The following is a 19336-nucleotide window of genomic DNA, read 5'->3' on the forward strand; positions in this document are numbered from 1 at the left end:
GCGCCGCCACGCGCGGCCGCGGCCGGTGGGCCAGGGAGGGGAGCCGGGGTTATCCGCCTCGACCAGCGGCTATCCGTCAGGACGGAGCCGCCGCTGGCACGGGGGAGCCGTACAACGGGCCGCTGCACCGTCGCGGCGGCCCCCGGCCCATGGCGGTGGCGATGAGAGTGCTGCGGACGATCGCGGGCGTTCTGGTCTGGCTCGTCGCCACGGTCCTGCTGATCGTCGCGCTCGTCCTGTGCCTCTCCGTGCTTCTCCTGCCCGTCGGCCTGCTGGTCGGGCGGGTAGCGCTCCGCCTCTACCGCGTCGGGATCCGGCTGCTCCTCCCACGGCCGCGCGACCTCTCCCGGGGCATCAGGGAGGAGGGGCGCAGATGGCGGCGGAAGATCCCGCTGCCCGCGCCGTCACGGAAGCGCTCGGGACGGTTGACGACGGCGGCGCGCAAGCTGGGACGCTGACCACGGCCGGGGCGCCGAACCACCGGCGCAGCGCCGTGTCCAGACCCGGTCCGCCTGCCCACGCCACGTAGCCGTCGGGGCGGACGAGCTGCGGCTCCGTGCCGTCACGGGTATCGATGCGGTCGGCCCAGCCCGCGGGCAGTGCCGCGCCGGCGAGCACGGCGCGGCCGTCGGACGCGACCGGGACGTCGACGGCGCGACCGGTGGTGCCGGGGTAGGTGATCCCGATGCCCGACACCTCCATCGCGACGGCGCGGCGGGCATCGGGGACTGCGAGCAGCCCGGTGACGATCTCCCGGACGGCCGCGGCGTCGGGGTCGGGCACGCCGAGCACCCCCTGCGCCCGGGTGCTGACCAGCACCCGGGCGGCCACCGGATGACGCTCGTCGTGGTAGCTGTCGAGCAGCCCGTCGGGCGCGTGCCCGCTGACCTGGGCGGCCAGCTTCCAGCCGAGGTTCACCGCGTCCTGCAGGCCCAGGTTGAGCCCCTGGCCGCCGACCGGGAGGTGGATGTGTGCGGCGTCGCCCGCGAACAGCACGCGGCCGTGGCGGTAACGCTCCAGCTGCCGTGCCGCGTCGCCGAACCGCGAGGCCCAGAGCACCTCGCCCACCTCGATCCCCGGCCCGTGCGCGGCGGTCAGGGCCCGCTGCAGCTCGTCGGCGGTGACGGGGGCGTCGCGGCCGAGCCGCTGCTGCTCCTCGCCGCCGACGACCGCGCGGTGGCGCCCACCGGAGAGCGGCAGCAGGAAACCCGACGCGAGCGACGGCAGCCGCCAGCCGTCGGGGAGCCCGGCGGGCTTCCTGGCCAGCGTCAGGTCGGCCACGACCAGCGTGAACCGCGCCGAGGTGCCGGGGAAAGCGGCCCCCAGCAGCGTCCGGACCGTGCTGTGCCCGCCGTCGGCCGTGACGAGCCACCCAGCCCGGTGGTCGCGCCCACCCGCGGTGACGGTGACGCCCTCGCCGTCCTGCTCCACGGCCGTGACTGCCGCGCCGCGCAGCACCGGCGTGCGCAGCCGCGCCTCGATCGCCGCTGCGACGTGCGCCTGTTCGACGCCGAGCTGGTACGGGAAGCGCGTCGGCAGGTCGGCGTAGTCGATCGGGATGCCGGAGAAGTGCCCGGCCGGCAGCCGTGCCTCGACGTGCGGCTCGACCGCGCGGAGCAGGCCGCGGTCCGCCAGCACCTCGATCGACCGGGGCTGCAGGCCGAGTGCCTTGGACTGCGTGGTCGGCCGGGCGTCGCGCTCCAGCACCAGCACGTCGAGCCCGGCGCGCTCGAGCTCGAACGCGGCCATCAGGCCGGTCGGGCCGCCGCCCGCCACGAGGACGTCAGGCATCGAGGTTCTCCTTGCGCATGTACCAGACGTGCCAGGCGATCAGGCAGGCCAGCACGGCGAGCCCCACCACCGTGGTGACCAGGGAGATGAGGTCGATCGGCAGCACGTAGACGAGCACGACGTGCACCACAGCGTTGGCCAGCAGGACTGCGCCCCAGCCTGCGGTGTTGATGCGCAGCCCGCGCCGGAACCGGGCGTCGGTGTCCCAGCGGGCCGCCCACGCGGCCGCACCCTCGGCGCCGCGTTTGACCTCGGCGATCGTGCGGCCCAACGTCAGCTGGGCCCGCCTGCCGACGACGACCGTGACCAGCATCCACGCGCCGACCAGGCCGCCCACCGCGGCGGTCCACCCCTCCCGGATCGCGAGGGTGCGCGGGTCGTCCGACAGCAGGCCGAGCACGACCGAGAGCACCAGGACGCTGAGCGTGACCAGGGCGGGGAGGTCGATCCGGCGGTTGTGCACCACGGTCCACACCACGTACGGCGCGGCCACCAGGACGCCGGCCATCAGCGCCCACCACTGGCCCACGCCCACGGCGCGCAGTCCGTAGAACAGCGCCATCGGCACGACCACCTCGAACACGACGTTCAGCACGTTGGCGCGGACCAGTCGGCGCAGGCCCGCGTCGGGCGCGGCCTTCTCGTCGATCGTCATGCGGACCCCTCGGGATCGGGTGCGGTCGCCCGCACGTACAGGTCGGCGAGCTCGCGGCCGATGCGGGCGAGTTCGGTGGGGTCGGGTGCGGCCTCGGCCGTGGTGACGACCACCGCGTCGAGGCCGGTGATGAGGGCGATCGCCACCGTCCGCGCGTCGAAGGGGCGGAAGACACCCGCCGCCTGCCCGGCGCGGAAGTGCTCCTCGAACAGGTCGAGCCGTCCGTTGACGCTGGGGCTCTGCGAGGCGGCGTTCTTCACGATGTCGATCAGCGCCCGGACGGCGGCGGGGTGCTCGCCGACGAGGGCGACGTTCGACTCGACGTAGGCGCGCATCTGCGCGACGTGGCCCTCGGCGGCGTCGATGCGCGGCTGCATGAACGCCCCTGTGACCTGCTCGATCTCGGCGACGCACGCCGTGAGCAGGTCGTCCTTGCCCTCGAAGTGGTAGCTGATCATGCCGGTGCTCGACAGGCCGGCGTGCTTGGCGATCCGGGTGAACGACGCCTTGGCGTAGCCGACCTCGGCGATCACCTCGATCGCCGCCGTCACGATCTGGGCGCGCCTGCCTGACTCGGTGAAGGTTCTTGCTCGCACGAGCAGAACTTAGCTCGGTCAAGCAAACCGCGCAACGGGCATCGCCCCCCTGGTCGCAGCAAAGCCACTTTCACGCAACGAGGTTGCATGAACGTGGCTTTGCTGCGACTGGGGAGCGGCGGCTCAGCCCGCCAGGGCGGCTCGGATCAGCTCGACCGGGTGGTGCGCCTGGCGGGTGGTGCCGTGGGCGATCTGCTGGCGGCAGGAGACTCCGGTGGCGGCCACCACCGTGTCGGCCGGCTCGGCGTGCACGGCCGGGAACAGGCGGTCGGCTCCGACCTGCATCGACACGTCGTAGTGCTCGGCCTCGAAGCCGAACGAGCCCGCCATCCCGCAGCACCCGGCGTCCAGTTCGACCACCTCGGCGCCGGGGATCCGCCGCAGCAGCGCCATCGTGGCGGCCGTGCCCACCTCGGCCTTCTGGTGGCAGTGCCCGTGGAAGAGGATGCGCAGGCCAGCGGGCCACGCGTCCTCGCGCAGCTTCAGGGCTCCGCTGTCGATCGCCTCCACGATCAGCTCGTCGACGAGCCGCGCGCGCCCGGCCACGTCGGTGACGCGGGCGTCCTCGCCGAGCAGGGCGCGGTGCTCGTCGCGCAGCGTCAGGAGGCAGGACGGCTCCACGCCCACGATCGGCCCGGACGTGCCACCGAGCGCGTCCAGCAGCCCGGACGCCTGGCGCTTGGCCTGGTCGAGCAGCCCCTTCGAGAACGCCGCGCGCCCGCAGCACCCGCCGTCCTCGAGCCGCACGTCCCACCCGGCCCGCTCGAGCAGTTCGATGGCGGCGATCCCGACCGCGGGCTCCGTGAAGCTGGTGAACGAGTCGGCGAGAAACGTGAGCGGGCCCCGGCTCCCCGGTTCGGGAAAGCCACTTTGCTGCCCTGTACGGGCCTGAAAGTGGCTTTCCTGAACTCCAGCGGGGCGCTTCCGGAACCAGCGCGGGAGCGTGGCGCGGGTGAACGTCGGGAGGGGGCGGGCGGGGGCGATGCCGAGCGTGCGGCCCAGCAGCCTGCGCAGTGCGGGGATGCGGCCGGGCAGGTTCGACAGGGGGGCGGTGGCCGAGCCGAGCCGGTTGAGCCCGCGGATCCCACCGAACACCCGGGACCGCAACGGCGTGCCCTCCACCTGGTGGGCCTGGTGCAGCGCCTCGCTCTTCAGCGTGGCCATGTCCACCGACAGCGGGCACTCGCTCTTGCAGGCCTTGCACATCAGGCACAGGTCGAGGGCGTCGTGCAGGCCCTCGTCGGTGAGCCCGGCGCGCGGGTCGGGCTCCGTCAGGGCCTTGACCAGTGCGTTGGCCCGGCCCCGGGTGGAGTCGTGCTCGCGGCGCGTGGCCATGTAGGACGGGCACATCACCCCGGCGTCGGTCTTGCGGCACACGCCGATGTTCATGCAGCGGTCGGCGGCGCCGCGCATGCCGCCCGCCCCGCCCGCCACCACGGTGAAGTCGAGCGCGGTGCGCAGCGGTGGGGCCGGGGGCAGTGCGGCGTCGCGCAGGTGGTCGGTCATCGCGGGCGCGTCGACGATCTTTCCGGGGTTCAGCCGGTTCCCGGGGTCGAAGATCTCCTTCACACCGCGCATCGCCTCGTAGAGGTCGTCGCCGAACAACGCCCGGTTGAACTCGCTGCGGGCGAGGCCGTCGCCGTGCTCGGAGGAGTTGACGCCGCCGAACTCCGTGACGAGGTCGCGGATCTCCTCGGCCACCGCGCGCATCTTCGCCACCTCGTCGGGCCGGGACAGGTCGACGAACGGGCGGATGTGCAGGCAGCCCACCGAGCAGTGCCCGTAGAACCCGGCCCGCATCTCGTGGCGGTCGAGGATCTTGGCGAAGCGCTCCGTGTACTCGGCCAGGCGCGCCGGGTCGACGGCCGTGTCCTCCACGAACGCGAGCGGCCGGTTCGCTCCCGTGCTCGCCGCCATGAGCAGCCCTAGGCCCGACTTGCGGACCTTGAGCAGCGCGCCCTGCTGGGCGGGGGTCTCGGCGCGCAGCGTGTGGTAGCCGTGGCCGTGGCGCTCCCACAGCGCGACGAGCCGGTCGAGCTGCCCAGCGAGCTCCGCCGCGTCGTCACCGGTGAAGGAGACGAAGAGCAGCGCGTCGGGGTCGTCCTGCAGGATCTCGCCGAGTGCCGCGTACTCGATCCGCTCGCGGGAGAGGTCGAGGATCGTGCGGTCCATCAGCTCGACGGCCGCCGGGTCGCAGCTCAGCGCGTCCTCGGTGGCGGCGATGGCGGCGGCGGTGGAGCGGAAGTGGCCCACCCCGATCACGGTGTGCTTCGGCTTGGGCACCAGCCCGACGGTGGCCTCGGTGGCCACCACCAGGGTGCCCTCGGAGCCGACGACGAAGGTGGCGAGGTCGAAGCCGTCCGTGGCGGCGGCGAGCCGGTCCAGCCGGTATCCGCCCGAGCGGCGCCAGAACCCGGGGTACCCGCTCGCGATCGCGCCCCGGTTCGCCTCGACCAGCGCGGGCAGGTCGCGGTAGAGGCGCCCCTCCAGCGTGGCGGCCGTGGCGCGGCGGGCGCGTTCGGCCTGGTCGACGGGGGCGAGGTGCGCGGTGGTGGCGTCGGAGAGCACCACGTCGAGCTCGCGGACGTGGTCGATGGTCATCCCGTAGCGCACCGACCCGCTGCCCGCGGAGTTGTTGCCGATCATCCCGCCGAGCGTGGCGCGGTTGGACGTGGAGGTGTCCGGGCCGAACATCAGCCCGTGTGCGCCGGCCGCCCGGTTGAGCTGGTCCTGCACCACCCCCGGCTGCACGCGCGCGGTGCGCGCTTCCGGATCGAGCTCGAGGATCGTGCTCATGTACCGGGAGAAGTCGAGCACCAGCGCGTCGCCGACCGTCTGGCCGGCCAGGCTGGTGCCCGCGCCGCGGGGGAGGACGGCGACGCCGTGCTCGGCGGCGATCGCCACGGCGGCGGCCACGTCGGCGGCGTGGCGCGGCGCCACCACTCCGCGCGGCGTGATCGAGTACATGCTGGCGTCGCGCGAGTAGAGGTGGCGGGTGTAGTCGTCGAAGGCGACCTCCCCCTCGATCGCCCGTGACAGCGCCTGCGCGAGATCCGCGTGCTGTGTCGGCGACGTGCTCGCGAGCTCGGTCATCCGGCGTCCCGCAGGTGGTCCAGTGCCGCGTCGACGCCGCCCGGCTTGATCGGCACCCCCGCCAGCTGCAGGCCCATCTGCACACCGCCGAGCGTGCCGGCCAGCGTCAGGTCGTTGAAGTGGCCGAGGTGCCCGATCCGGAACACGGTGCCTGCCAGGCGGCCGAGACCGGTGCCGAGCGACATGTCGAACCGTTCGAGGATGATCCGGCGCACCTCGTCGGCGTTGTGGCCCGCGGGCAGCAGCACCGCCGTCAACGACCCGGAGTACTCCCGGTCGTCGGCGCACAGCACCTCGAGCCCCCACGCCCGGACGGCGGCGCGGGTGGCCGCGGCGTGGCGCTGGTGGCGGGTGAAGACGGCGGGCAGGCCCTCCTCGTTCAGCATGGTGAGCGCCTCGCGCAGGCCGTAGAGCAGGTTGGTGGCCGGCGTGTACGGGAAGAACCCGCGGGCGTTCGCCTCCAGGATCGGTGCCCAGTCCCAGTAGGACCGCGGGAGCCCGGCCGAGCGGGACGCGGCCAGCGCCTTCTCGCTCACGGCGTTGAAGCCCAGCCCGGGCGGCAGCATCAGGCCCTTCTGGGAGCCCGTCACCGTGACGTCGACGCCCCACTCGTCGTGGCGGTAGTCGATCGAGCCGAGGGACGAGACGGTGTCGACGAGCAGCAGGGCGGGGTGGCCTGCCGCGTCCATCGCGGCCCGGACGGCGGGGACCCGGCTGGTGACGCCGGTGGAGGTCTCGTTGTGGACCACGCACACGGCCTTGATCACGTGTTCGGTGTCGGCGGCCAGTCGCGCACCGACCGCATCGGGGACGACACCGTGGCGCCAGTCGCCCGGGATCACCTCGACGTCGAGACCTAGCCGTCCGGCCAGCTCGGCCCACAGCGTCGAGAACTGGCCGGTCTCGCCGATCAGCACGCGGTCGCCGGGGCTGAGGGTGTTGACCAGTGCCGCCTCCCACGCGCCGGTGCCGGAGGACGGGTAGATCACCACCGGTCCCGTGGTGCCGAACACCGGGCCGAGTGCAGGCAGTAAGGCCGTGGTGAGTTCCGCGAACTCCGGGCCGCGGTGGTCGATCGTGGGCGCCGCCATCGCCCGCAGCACCCGGTCGGGCACGTTCGTGGGTCCCGGGATCTGCAGGAAGTGACGCCCGCCGGTCGGACTCATGCGATGCCTCCAGGTGCGTCGTCGTTGCCGCTTCGTGGAAGACATCTACCGCATCCCGGGTGGGTGCGACAGGCTCGCACGAAGAGGCGAGGGCCGAGACACGCGTATCCGTGTACGGGGGCCTTGACCCGGTGGTGTGACCCGAACCATACTCCAGGACGGAAACCGCCTTCCGCATTACGGAACAACGACGTCCGGCCGTGAGGAATTGGCATGTCCTATCAGGTGATCTCGATCCTCGCACTGGTGGCGGCGTTCGTCCTCGCCACCGTGCTGCCCATCAACCTCGGCGCGATCTCGCTCGTAGCGGCGTTCGTCATCGGGATGCTGGCTCTCGACGGGAGTCCGGACGACGTCGCCGACGCGATCTTCGCGGGCTTCCCCGGCAGCCTGTTCGTGATCCTCGTCGGCGTCACGTTCCTGTTCGCCATCGCCCGCGCCAACGGCACCGTCGACTGGCTGGTGCACGTGGCCATGAAGGGCGTGGGCGGCCGGGTCGCCCTGATCCCGTGGATCATGTTCCTGGTCACGGGCGTGCTCACGGCGTTCGGCGCCGTGGTTCCCGCCGCGGTCGCGATCATCGCCCCGGTCGGGATGGGCTTCGCGGTCCGCCACAAGATCAACCCGGTGCTGATGGGCCTGTCGATCATCAACGGGGCCAGCGCGGGTGGGTTCTCCCCGCTCAGCATCTTCGGTGTGATCACCAACGGCGTGGTCGCCCAGAACAACCTGCCGGGCAGCCCGCTGTTCCTGTTCCTCGGCAGCCTCGTGTTCAACGTACTGCTCAACATCGTCGTCTTCGTGATCTTCGGCGGCCGTGAGCTGCTGGGGCGCGTCGTCGACACCACGGGCGAGACGACGGACGAGCCGGCCGCGGCGAGCGCATCTGCCGGGCGGGAGTCGGGCACCAGCGGGATCTCCTCCGGCGGTCCGGGCGCCGCGCGCGCGACCACCACGGGAGCGACGGGCGCAGGCTTCACCGACAGCGAGCGGCCACCCGTCACCTCGCTCGACCTGAACCGCTCGCTCACGCTCGTGGCGCTGATCGGTGTGGCCGTCGGGGCGTTGGCCTTCCAGCTCGACGTCGGGCTGCTCGCCATCACCGCCGCGGTCCTGCTCTCGCTGCTCGCACCGCACACCTACAAGGGCGCGGTGGCCCAGGTGGCCTGGCCCACCGTGCTGCTGATCTGCGGGATCGTCACCTACGTCAACCTCATGCAGGACATCGGCACGGTCGACTTCCTGGGCAACCAGGTCGCCGCGATCGGTGTGCCGCTGCTCGCCGCACTGGTGGTCTGCTACATCGGTGCCGCCGTGTCGGCCTTCGCCTCCACCACGGGCATCCTCGGCGCACTGATCCCGCTGGCGGTGCCGTTCCTCCTCGCCGGGTTCGTGGGCCCGATCGGGCTCATCACCGCGCTGGCGATCTCCTCGTCGGTGGTCGACTCCAGCCCGTTCTCCACGTCCGGCGCGCTCGTCACGGCCAACGCCCCCGAGGACCGCCGCGACTACGTCTACCGCCGGTTGATGCGCTGGGGCTTCTCGATGGTCGCGATTGCGCCGCCTGTCACCTGGCTGCTGCTGGTGGTGCCGGGTTGGCTGTAGGCATGGAGCAGGAGCACGCGGCCGATGGGCCGCTCGCCGGTGTCACGGTGCTCGAGGTCGGTGTCTTCATGGCCGGCCCGTTCGCCACCATGCAGCTTGCCGACCTGGGTGCCAGGGTCATCAAGGTCGAGAACCCGGCAGGTCCGGACCCCACCCGGTCGACCGGCCCGTTCCTCGACGGCCCCGGCTCGCAGCGGCACAGCTCGCCCTTCCTGCGGCTCAACCGCAACAAGGAGTCGGTGGCGCTCGACCTCAAGTCGGACGCCGGGCGGGTGGCGTTCCTGCGCCTGGTGGCGGGTGCCGACGTGCTCGTGGAGAACCTCCGGCCCGGCGCGCTGCGCCGGCTCGGTCTCGGCCCGGACGAGCTCGCCGAGCTCAACCCCGGACTCGTCTACGCCTCCGCGTCCGGCTTCGGGCAGGACGGGCCGCTGGCGGCGCTGCCGGGGCTGGACATCATGGCCCAGGCCCGCGCCGGGCTGATGAGCATCACGGGCTCCCCGGACGGCGACCCGGTCAAGGTCGGCGTGCCGATCTGCGACCTCGTGAGCGGGCTCTACACGGCGCTCGCGGTCACCGCCGCACTGCTACACCGCGACCAGCCGCACGGCGACGGCCGGGGGCAGCAGGTCGACGTGTCGCTGCTGGAGTCGGGCGTCTCCCTGGCGGTGTGGGAGGCCGGGACCTACTTCGCCACCGGGCAGGTCGGCCGCCCGCTGGGCTCGGCGCACCAGACGCAGGCGCCGTACCAGGCGGTGCGGTGCGCTGACGGCTGGGTGACGGTCGGGGCGATCACCCCGAAGACGTGGGACGGGCTCTGCGCCGCGCTCGACCTGCCGCACCTGCACGCCGACCCCCGCTACGCCGACTCGAGCGGCCGGCACGCCCACCGCACCGAGCTGATCGCCGCGATCGAGCAGGCCACCACAGTTCGGGACACCGCGGACGTCGTCGCGGCGCTGGAAGCCGCAGGCGTCCCGTGCGCGCCGATCAACGACTACGGCCAGGTGTTCACCGACGCCCACCTCGCCGAACGGGACTTCTTCTGGGACGCCGAGCACCCCGACCTCGGCCCGGTGCGCCAGCTCGGCTCGCCGATGCGCCTGTCCGGCACCCCGGCCCGCCGCGGCGGCGCCGGCCCGGCGCTCGGCGCCGACTCCCGTGCCGTGCTCGGTGAGGTCGGGTACAGCGATGCGGAGATCGATGCGCTGCTGGGGACGCTGGTCCGATGACTGACGAACTCATGGTCGAGCGCGACGGCCCGGCGCTGCACGTCACCTTCAACCGGCCGAAGTCGCACAACGCGCTGACGTTCGCCATGTACGAGGGCCTGTACGAGGCCTGCGAACGGGCAGACGCGGAGGACGACGTCACGGTGCTGGTGCTGCGCGGGGCCGGCGGCCGGGCGTTCGTCTCGGGCACCGACATCGCGCAGTTCGAGGGCTTCGACGGTCCGGCGGGCGTGGCCTACGAGGAGCGGATCAGCCGCGTCGTGCGGAGGCTGGAGGACACGACGGTGCCCACCGTGGCCGCCGTCGACGGCTACTGCATCGGCGGTGGCCTCGCGCTCGCTGCGGCCTGTGACCTCCGCATCGCCACCTCGGCGTCCCGGTTCGGGGTGCCGATCGCGCGGACGCTGGGCAACTGCCTCTCGATGGACACCTACGCCCTCCTGCTGGGGCACCTCGGCCCGGCACGCACGCTCGACATGCTGCTGCGAGCCCGGCTGCTCGGCGCCGACGAGGCGCACGCTGCAGGCTTCGTCACCCAGCACGTCGACGATGCCGATGCACTCGACACCGCGCTGGCCGAGACCGTCGACGCGCTGGCCTCCCACGCTCCGCTGAGCATGTGGGCGGCCAAGCAGGCGATCACCCGGCTGCGGCGCGCGGGCCTTCCGGACGGCGACGACATCGTCTCGCGCGTGTACGGGAGCGCCGACTTCCAGGCCGCCGTGCGGTCCTTCGCGGCGAAAGAACGTGTGACGTGGAAAGGCGAGTGAGACCTGCCGACGCGGGACACTAGCGTGCCATGTCGGCAACTCGCCCAACTGAACCGGGAGAACCATGACTGGTGTGGCGCAACCCGACCGCAGTGGTGGTGTGCAGTCCCTGGACAGGGCGTTCGCCCTGCTCGAGCACATGGCCGACGCGGGTGGCGACGTCGCGCTCTCCGAGCTCGCCGTCCGGTCGGGCCTCCCGTTGCCCACGATCCACCGGATCATCCGCACGCTCGTGACGTCGGGGTACGTCCGGCAGCTCCCGTCGCGTCGCTACGGGCTGGGGCCGCGGTTGATCGGGCTGGGCGAGGCCGCGTCCCGGATGCTGGGGGAGTGGGCGCGCCCGCAGCTCGCCGAGCTCGTCGACCAGGCCGGGGAGACCGCCAACCTCGCCGTCCTGGACGGGGACGCCGTCGTCTACGTCGCGCAGGTCCCGTCGCGCCACTCGATGCGCATGTTCACCGAGGTCGGACGGCGGGTGCCGGTGCACTGCACGGGGGTGGGCAAGGTGCTGCTCGCGCAGCTTCCGCCTGCGCAGGTGCACGCCATCGTGGTGCGCGCCGGCATGCCGGCGCAGACGCCGCACACGATCACCGACCCCGAGCGGCTCGCCAGGGAGCTCGAACGGATCCGGCACCAGGGCTACGCGGTCGACGACGCCGAGCAGGAGATGGGCGTGCGCTGCGTCGCCGTCGCCGTGCCGGGTGGGCGGTCGACCACGGCGTTGTCGGTCTCCGGGCCGGAGACGCGGGTGACGTGGGCCGTGGTGGAGCGCATGGTGCCGTTGTTGCAACAGGCGGCGGCGGCGCTCGCCGGTCAGCTCGACGGCCGGGGGGTGACCGCGCAGTGAACGCCGAGCACCTGCGCCTGTGCGCGAGCGCCGAATGGGCCCGGATCGTGGCCGACGACCTGCTGCCCTGGGTGCTGGGTGACGACGGCCCCGCAGGCCGCCGGTTGCTCGGGGACGACGTGCTGGAGATCGGGGCCGGACCAGGGCTGGTCACCGACCTGCTCGTGGAGCGGGCACCGCGGATCACGGCCGTCGAGATCGACCCCGACCTCGCATCGGCACTGCGGGAGCGGATGAGCGACCGGCCCGTCGAGGTGATCACCGCGGACGCCACGGCGATGCCGCTGCCGGACGGGCGGTTCTCCTCCGCGGTCTGCTTCACGATGCTGCACCACATCCCGGACGCCGACGGTCAGGACCGCGCGCTGGCCGAGATCGCCAGGGTGCTGCGGCCCGGAGGCGTGCTGCTGGGCACGGACGGCCAGGACACCCCGGAGCGCCGGGCCCTGCACGAGGACGACATCTTCGTGCCCGTCGACCCGGCCGTGCTGCCGGCCCGGCTCACCGCGGCCGGGTTCACCGAGGCCGACGTGGAGAGCAACGGCGACAGGTTCCGCTTCCGCGCCCGCCGCTGAGCTGCGCGGTTCGGCCCGCCGCGAGATCCACAGCAGCGGGGTTTCGTCCGTGGAGAAGCCCTCTGGTGTCGATCTCGCTCGTCCTGCCATCGGGTGGAGATTCGCGAGGCGAGCGCGCAAGCGCCCGCAACCGTTGCAAGAGTTTGCAGAAACGTGCGTTACGCTTGCGGCATGACACGACGGCTCGCGGTGGTGGCGCAGAAGGTGGGGGTCAGCGAGGCCACGGTCAGCCGGGTGCTCAACGGGAAGCCCGGGGTCTCGGAGGCCACCCGCGACGCGGTGCTCACGGCGCTCGACGTGCTCGGCTACGAGCGGCCCACCCGTCTCCGCGGCGAACGCGCCCGCCTGGTCGGGCTGGTCCTCCCCGAGCTGCAGAACCCCATCTTCCCGGCGTTCGCCGAGGTGGTGGGCGGTGCGCTGGCCCAGCAGGGCCTCACCGCGCTGCTCTGCACGAGCTCGGCGGGCGGGGTCAGCGAGGCGGCGTACGTCGACCTGCTGCTGCAGCAACAGGTGTCGGGCGCGATCTTCGCCGGCGGCCTCTACACCGAGGCCGACGCCCGGCACGACCACTACCGGCTCCTCCTGCAACGCAAGCTGCCCACCGTGCTCACCAACGCCGCCGTCGACGCGCTGGGGCTGCCGCAGGTCTCCTGTGACGACGGGGCGGCCGTCGACCAGGCGTTCAACCACCTGCTGGCGCTCGGCCACCGCCGCATCGGGCTGTTGCTCGGCCCCGCGTCCCACGTGCCGTCGAGGCGCAAGCTCGCCGCGTTCGCCGCCGCCAACGCCCGCGCCGGTCGTCCGGAGGCCGACGGGCCCGTCGAGCACGCGATGTTCTCGCTGGAGAGCGGTCAGGCCTCGATGCTGCGCCTGCTCGACCAGGAGGTCACCGGGGTGATCTGTGCGAGCGACCCCCTCGCCCTCGGCGCCATCCGGGCGGCGCGCCGCCGCGGCCTGTCGGTACCGGGAGACCTCTCGGTGATCGGCTACGACGACTCGACGCTGATGAGCTGCGTCGACCCGGCCCTCACCACGATCCGGCAGCCGATCGAGGCGATGGGCCGCGCCGCGGTCGACCTGCTGGTGCACCAGATCGAGGGCAGCGCGGTGGGCACCGCGGAGCTGATGTACGAGCCGGAGTTGGTGGTGCGGTCCTCCACGGGGCCGGCGAAGGCGCGTTGATGTCGATAAAGTGACGAGATTCCGTCAATCTATTGCGGCTATCTGACGGACGCCGCTACCGTCCCTGCCCACACGATCGGGTGACGTGAGCGGGGGCGCATGGACGGGCGGGCTGCGGGCGACGAGCTGTGGTGGCGCGATGCGGTGATCTACCAGGTCTACCCCCGCAGCTTCGCCGACGGCGACGGCGACGGCGTCGGCGACCTGGCAGGCGTCCGGTCGCGGCTCGACCACCTGTGCGAGCTCGGCGTCGACGCCATCTGGTTCACGCCCTGGTACCTCTCCCCGATGGCCGACGGTGGCTACGACGTCACCGACTACCGCGCTATCGACCCCGCGTTCGGCACGCTCGCGGAGGCGGAGGAGCTGATCACCGCCGCCCTGGCCGTCGGCATCCGCACGATCGTCGACGTCGTCCCCAACCACGTGTCCGACCGGCACCCCTGGTTCCAGGCCGCGCTGGCCGCCGCGCCCGGCTCGCCGGAGCGGGCGCGCTTCTGGTTCCACCCCGGCCGCGGCCCCGGCGGTGCCGAGATGCCGACGCGCTGGCCGTCGATGTTCGGTGGCGACACCTGGACCCGCACCAAGAACGCCGACGGGACGCCGGGGGAGTGGTACCTGCACCTGTTCAGCTCCGGGCAGCCGGATCTGAACTGGAGCCACCCCGACGTCCGCCGGGAGCACGAGGACGTGCTGCGGTTCTGGTTCGACCATGGTGTCGCCGGCGTACGGATCGACTCGGCGGCCCTGCTGGTCAAGGACCCCGCACTGCCGGAGATCCCGGCCGACCCCGGCTCGGGCGAGCACCCCAACACCGACCGCGACGAGCTGCACGAGATCTACCGCGGCTGGCGGGAGATCGCCGACTCCTACCCGGTGGACCACGGCCCGGGCCGGCGGATCCTGGTCGGGGAGATCTGGCTGCCCGACGTCGAGCGCTTCGTCCTCTACCTGCGTCCCGACGAGCTGCACACGGCGTTCAACTTCGACTTCCTGGCGCGGCCGTGGGACGCGGCGCAGCTGCGCGCGTCGATCGACGCCACGCTGGCCGCCCACGCCCCGGTGGGCGCGCCCGCCACCTGGGTGCTGTCCAACCACGACGTGACGCGGCCGGTCACGCGCTACGGGCGTGCCGAGTCCGGGTTCTCGTTCGCGGCCAAACGGGCGGGCATCCCCACCGACCTGGAGCTGGGCGGGCGGCGGGCCAGGGCGGCCGCGCTGCTCTCGGCGGCACTGCCCGGTTCGCTCTACCTCTACCAGGGCGACGAGCTGGGGCTGCCCGAGTACGAGGAGCTCGACGACGACCTCCGGCAGGATCCGATGTACCTGCGCTCGGGAGGCGTCGACCCCGGCCGGGAGGGCTGCCGGGTGCCGCTGCCGTGGCACGGCGACCGTCCTCCGTTCGGGTTCTCGCCGCCGGGCGCGCAGGCCACGTGGCTGCCGCAGCCCGCGGAGTGGGCGGAGCTGACGGTGGCGGCGCAGGAGGCCGACCCCGGTTCGATGCTCGCCCTGTACCGCGCCGCGCTCCGGATCCGCCGTGCCGAGCCCGGCCTCGGCGACGGCCCGATGGAGTGGCTGCCCGCCGCGGACGGCGTGCTGGCGTTCCGCCGCGGGCCGTCGTTCACCTGCGTGGTGAACCTGTCGCCCCGGCCCGCGGTGCTGCCCACCCACACCGCGGTGCTCCTGGCGAGCGCCCCCCTGACCGACGGCGGGCTACCCCGCGACACCGCGATCTGGCTACGCACTGCCCCGTGATCGGACCGCACCGGCACTGACGAGAGGGAGCGACAATGAGGTCCATCCGCAAGACCGCCACCGCGGTATCGGCAGCGCTGGTCGTCGCCGGCCTGCTGGCCGCGTGCAGCGGCTCGTCCGACGATCCGGCTGCCGGCGGGAAGACGGCCATCACGGTGGTCAGCCTCAAGCCCGGCAGCGAGCAGGCCGCGTTCGACGCGTTCGAGAACCAGGTGAGGCAGTTCGAGGCCGCGAACCCGGACATCGACGTGACCTCGCAGGAGTACGAGTGGACGGGCCCCACGTTCACCGCTCAGCTCGCCGGGGGCACCCTGCCCACCGTCTTCACGGTGCCCTTCACCGACGGCACGGCATTGATCGAGCGCGGGCAGCTCGCCGACCTCACCGAGCACGTCCGGGGTTTCGGCTACGCCGACAAGTTCAACGAGACCGTGCTGCGGTCCGGGCAGAGTGACGACGGCGGGATCTTCGGGGTGCCCACGGCGGCCTACGGCGTCGGCCTGCACTACAACCGCACGCTCTTCACGCAGGCCGGGCTCGACCCGGACAAGCCCCCGACCACCTGGGACGAGGTGCGCAGCTACGCGAAGCAGATCGCCGAGCGCACGGGGCAGGCGGGCTACGCACAGATGACGGAGGAGAACACCGGCGGCTGGATGCTGACCTCGCTCACCTACGCACTCGGCGGCCGGATGCAGACCGTCAACGGGGACAAGGTCGATGCCACGATCGACAACCCCGGCGCGCGGGAGGCGCTGACCCGCCTGCGGGACATGCGCTGGCAGGACAACTCGATGGGCAGCAACTTCCTCTACGACTGGGGAACCATCAACCAGGAGTTCGCCGCAGGCCGGATCGGCATGATCATGGGCGGCTCGGACATCTACGAGTCGCTGGCGCAACAGAACAACATCAACCCGGCCGGCTACGGGCTCTCCGTGCTGCCGCTCGCGCCGGGCGCGTCGGCCGGCCTGCTCGGCGGCGGCACGCTCGCCGCGGTGAACATCAAGGCCACGCCGGAGCAGCAGGCCGCCGGGGCGAAGTGGATCGACTTCTACTACATGGCCAAGTACCTGAAGCGGGACGCGGCGGAGCTCGACGCCAAGACGCTGGCCGAGAGCGACCAACCGGTCGGCCTGCCGGAGCTGCCGGTCTTCGACAAGGCGACGCTCGACCAGTACAACGAGTGGATCAAGCCGTACGTCAACGTGCCGCTCGACCAGATGCGCTTCTTCTCCGACGGGATCTTCGCCCAGGACCTCGCCGGTGAGCCCACAGCGCGCACCCAGGAGATGTACGCGGTGCTGGACACCGTCGTGCAGGCGGTGCTCACCGACCAGGGTGCCGACATCAACGCGCTGCTGAGCACGGCCGACGCCGAGGTTCAGGCGATCATCGACCGGGGCTGAGCATGCGCACCTGGGTCCGGCGCGGTGGCGTGAGCACGCTGGTCTTCCTGCTGCCGCTGCTGGTGATCTTCGGCGTGTTCTCGTGGCTGCCGATCGTGCGGGCGGCGCTGATGAGCGTGCAGCAGACCAACCTGGTCACCGCGCCGGAGTTCGTCGGGCTGGAGAACTTCGAGTCGGTGCTGGGCGATCCGCTGTTCTGGACCGCCGTGCAGAACACCGGGCTGTTCGCGCTCATCGCGCTGGTGTTCGGCTACCCGCTGCCGCTGGTGCTGGCCGTGCTGATGAGCGAGGTGCGCCGGTTCCGCGGGCTGTTCAGCGCCATCGCCTACCTGCCGGTGGTGGTGCCACCGGTGGTGGCGGTGCTGATGTGGAAGTTCTTCTACGACGCCCGCCCCGACGGGGTGTTCAACACCATCCTCGGCTGGGTGGGGCTGGGCCCGTACCAGTGGTTGCAGTCGGCCGACACCGCGCTGCCGTCCCTCGTGCTGGAGGCCACGTGGGCGGCGGCGGGTGGCACGGTGATCATCTATCTCGCCGCGCTGATCGGGGTGCCCGCCGAGCTGTACGACGCGGCCGACGTGGACGGCGCCTCGATCTGGCGCAAGATCTGGCACGTCACCCTGCCGCAGCTGCGCGGCGTCCTGCTGGTCACCCTGATCCTGCAGATCATCGGCACCTCGCAGGTGTTCCTCGAGCCCTTCCTGTTCACCGGGGGCGGCCCGGCGAACTCGACGCTCACGGTGCTGCTGTTGATCTACAACTATGCGTTCGGTTCCAGCCTGGGTGGCGACTACGGGGCGGCAACGGCACTGAGCCTGATGCTCGCGGTGTTCCTGGCCGCGCTGTCGGCCGTCTACTTCTGGCTCACCCGATCCTGGAGCACCTCATGAGCACGCCGACGAGCACGCGACCCGTGGTCCCCGCAGGCGCGGAGCCCGTCGCGGCGGAGCCCGTTCCCCGGCGGCCCGCCCGGTGGCTGGTCGGACGGACCGGCCGCCGGTCCGACCACCAGCCGCCGCGCGGGATCGTCTCGGACGCGGAGCGGCGCACGCCCGCCGTGCGGGTGGCGCTGCGGCTCACGCATGCCGTGGTGCTGGTGCTGCTGGTGCTGGTCGGGCTCGGTCCGATCCTCTGGCTGGTGAAGGCCTCGATCAGCACCACCCAGGACACCCTGCGCAGTCCGATGGCGCTGTTCCCGAGCGGGGTGGACTGGGCGAACCTGGCCACGGCGTGGTCGACGGTGCACATCGACCTGCACTTCGCCAACAGCATGATCATCGCAACGGGCGCATGGCTCGTGCAGCTGGTCGTGGCCACCACCGGTGGCTACGCCCTGTCGGTCCTGCGGCCCCGGTACGGGCCGATCCTCTACTGGCTGGTGCTCAGCACGCTGTTCGTCCCGGCAGTGGTGCTGCTCGTGCCGCTCTACCTGACCGTGCTCGACCCGCCCCTGCTCGGGATCTCGCTGATCAACTCGTTCTGGGCGGTCTGGCTACCGGCCGGGGCCAACGCCTTCAACGTGCTGCTCACCAAGCGGTTCTTCGACAACCTGCCACGGGAGATCTTCGAGGCCGCCCGGATCGACGGAGCCGGCCCGTACCGGATCTTCTGGTCGGTGCTGCTGCCGATGTCCCGGCCGATCCTCGGCGTGGTGTCGGTGTTCGCCTTCATCGCGGCCTGGAAGGACTTCCTCTGGCCGCTGCTCGTGCTGCCCGACCCGGACGTCCAGCCGCTCTCGGTGCGGTTGCCCACGCTGGCCCGGTCGATCGAGCTGGACGTGCTGCTCGCGGCGCTCACGATCTCGGCGCTGATCCCGATGGTGCTGTTCCTGATGTTCCAGCGGACGTTCCTGCGCAGCGCAGGCCTCAGCGGTGCGCTGAAGGGTTGAGTGCAGCGGCTGGGCGAGCTCAGCCGAAGATGCGGGACAACAACCGTTGTTGCTGACGACGGACGGCGTGGCGCGCGCTCCACAGATCGGCGCAGGAACGGCACGGCTCGCCGTCGGGGGCCGACATCGGGGCTGCGGCGACCATGTGCCCGCAGACGGCTGAGTAGTAGCCCGAGTGATGCGCTACACCCTGGGTGAGTTCGCTGTCCGGTACGGCGTGAGCGCGACCATCGGTGACGCAGGTGACCGATACGGTCGCCATCGACTGCGCGCCGACCAACGCCGGCTGGTGTGTTCTGCTCACGGCCCCCCCGCTCCGCACACAGTGTGTCCGCGTGTGCCCGAAAGCACACACCGTCCGAGGGTCAGTCTGCCGCGTAAAGCTTGCATTCGCAAGGGTGTCTGCAACAACATCTGCAATTGCATCTGCAACGCACGCACCCACCGGACAGCGAGGCCGGAGGGGGCCGGAAGGGTCGGAGGTCGGACATGCAGCACCACGACGGCAGTGGCGTCAGCGCTGATCATCTCGGGGCCGTCGCGTGGCGGAAGAGCCAGGCCAGCAACCCCAACGGCGACTGCGTCGAGCTGGCCCACCTCGCCAGTGGCGAGGTGGCCGTCCGCAACTCACGCGACCCCCGCGGGCCTGCGCTCGTCTACACCCGCGCGGAGATCGCGGCCTTCATCCGCGGCGCCAAGGACGGGGAGTTCGACGACCTCATCGCCTGATCGACAGGAGACCGGCCGCAACGCACCCCGGACGGTCTATGCTCCT

Annotated in this window: 16 protein-coding genes; 11 read left to right on the top strand and 5 right to left on the bottom strand. The window is 72.1% G+C overall.

All coding sequences use genetic code 11. From position 1 onward, the window contains the following. Positions 1-354 precede the first annotated feature (354 nt). From AC5L35_RS21955 to AC5L35_RS21975, 5 genes are all read right to left on the bottom strand, one after another. Positions 355-1791 (bottom strand): FAD-dependent oxidoreductase, encoded by a 1437-nt coding sequence (locus AC5L35_RS21955; RefSeq protein ID WP_495061540.1) that lies wholly within the window; start codon positions 1789-1791, stop codon positions 355-357. Beyond that, positions 1784-2446, bottom strand: a complete 663-nt coding sequence (locus tag AC5L35_RS21960) for a VC0807 family protein (RefSeq protein WP_495061541.1) — start codon at positions 2444-2446, stop codon at positions 1784-1786. Before AC5L35_RS21960 ends, AC5L35_RS21955 begins: the two co-directional genes overlap by 8 nt. Next, on the bottom strand, positions 2443-3042 hold the full coding sequence (locus tag AC5L35_RS21965; RefSeq protein WP_495061542.1) for a TetR/AcrR family transcriptional regulator: 600 nt from the start codon (positions 3040-3042) through the stop codon (positions 2443-2445). Before AC5L35_RS21965 ends, AC5L35_RS21960 begins: the two co-directional genes overlap by 4 nt. A 123-nt stretch (positions 3043-3165) precedes the next feature. Continuing rightward, positions 3166-6135 (bottom strand): FAD-binding and (Fe-S)-binding domain-containing protein, encoded by a 2970-nt coding sequence (locus tag AC5L35_RS21970; RefSeq protein WP_495061543.1) that lies wholly within the window; start codon positions 6133-6135, stop codon positions 3166-3168. Beyond that, a complete protein-coding gene (locus tag AC5L35_RS21975) occupies positions 6132-7301 on the bottom strand; it encodes a pyridoxal-phosphate-dependent aminotransferase family protein (RefSeq protein ID WP_495061544.1) in 1170 nt (389 codons plus the stop codon). The genes AC5L35_RS21970 and AC5L35_RS21975 overlap by 4 nt, the downstream gene beginning before the upstream one ends. A gap of 213 nt (positions 7302-7514) precedes the next feature. Here AC5L35_RS21975 and AC5L35_RS21980 point away from each other — a divergent pair, with 213 nt between their 5' ends. From AC5L35_RS21980 to AC5L35_RS22030, 11 genes are all read left to right on the top strand, one after another. Continuing rightward, entirely contained in the window at positions 7515-8906 is a 1392-nt protein-coding gene (locus AC5L35_RS21980; RefSeq protein ID WP_495061545.1) for an SLC13 family permease, read from the top strand. A 2-nt stretch (positions 8907-8908) separates the two neighbouring features. Continuing rightward, positions 8909-10135, top strand: a complete 1227-nt coding sequence (locus tag AC5L35_RS21985) for a CaiB/BaiF CoA transferase family protein (RefSeq protein ID WP_495061546.1) — start codon at positions 8909-8911, stop codon at positions 10133-10135. Then, complete coding sequence (locus tag AC5L35_RS21990) at positions 10132-10905, top strand: enoyl-CoA hydratase/isomerase family protein (protein WP_495061547.1); 774 nt, start codon at positions 10132-10134, stop codon at positions 10903-10905. The genes AC5L35_RS21985 and AC5L35_RS21990 overlap by 4 nt, the downstream gene beginning before the upstream one ends. A 64-nt stretch (positions 10906-10969) precedes the next feature. After that, the gene (locus AC5L35_RS21995) at positions 10970-11752 is read left to right on the top strand and encodes an IclR family transcriptional regulator (RefSeq protein WP_495061548.1); all 783 of its coding nucleotides are present in this window, start codon (positions 10970-10972) and stop codon (positions 11750-11752) included. Next, a complete protein-coding gene (locus AC5L35_RS22000; protein WP_495061549.1) occupies positions 11749-12327 on the top strand; it encodes a class I SAM-dependent methyltransferase in 579 nt (192 codons plus the stop codon). Before AC5L35_RS21995 ends, AC5L35_RS22000 begins: the two co-directional genes overlap by 4 nt. Before the next feature lie 171 nt (positions 12328-12498). Then, positions 12499-13509, top strand: coding sequence for a LacI family DNA-binding transcriptional regulator (locus tag AC5L35_RS22005; RefSeq protein WP_495061550.1), 1011 nt, complete (start codon positions 12499-12501; stop codon positions 13507-13509). Between the two features lie 99 nt (positions 13510-13608). Beyond that, entirely contained in the window at positions 13609-15264 is a 1656-nt protein-coding gene (locus tag AC5L35_RS22010) for a glycoside hydrolase family 13 protein (RefSeq protein WP_495061551.1), read from the top strand. A gap of 35 nt (positions 15265-15299) precedes the next feature. Beyond that, positions 15300-16673 carry an ABC transporter substrate-binding protein gene (locus tag AC5L35_RS22015; protein WP_495061552.1) on the top strand — a complete coding sequence of 458 codons (1374 nt, stop codon included), beginning with the start codon at positions 15300-15302 and terminating at the stop codon, positions 16671-16673. 2 nt (positions 16674-16675) lie between these two features. Then, complete coding sequence (locus AC5L35_RS22020; protein ID WP_495061553.1) at positions 16676-17563, top strand: carbohydrate ABC transporter permease; 888 nt, start codon at positions 16676-16678, stop codon at positions 17561-17563. Further along, the gene (locus AC5L35_RS22025; protein ID WP_495061554.1) at positions 17560-18561 is read left to right on the top strand and encodes a carbohydrate ABC transporter permease; all 1002 of its coding nucleotides are present in this window, start codon (positions 17560-17562) and stop codon (positions 18559-18561) included. The genes AC5L35_RS22020 and AC5L35_RS22025 overlap by 4 nt, the downstream gene beginning before the upstream one ends. 489 nt (positions 18562-19050) lie before the next feature. Further along, complete coding sequence (locus tag AC5L35_RS22030) at positions 19051-19290, top strand: DUF397 domain-containing protein (RefSeq protein WP_495061555.1); 240 nt, start codon at positions 19051-19053, stop codon at positions 19288-19290. The last annotated feature ends 46 nt before the right edge of the window (positions 19291-19336 follow it).

The sequence above is a fragment of the Pseudonocardia sp. OZ21 genome, from assembly GCF_059359135.1.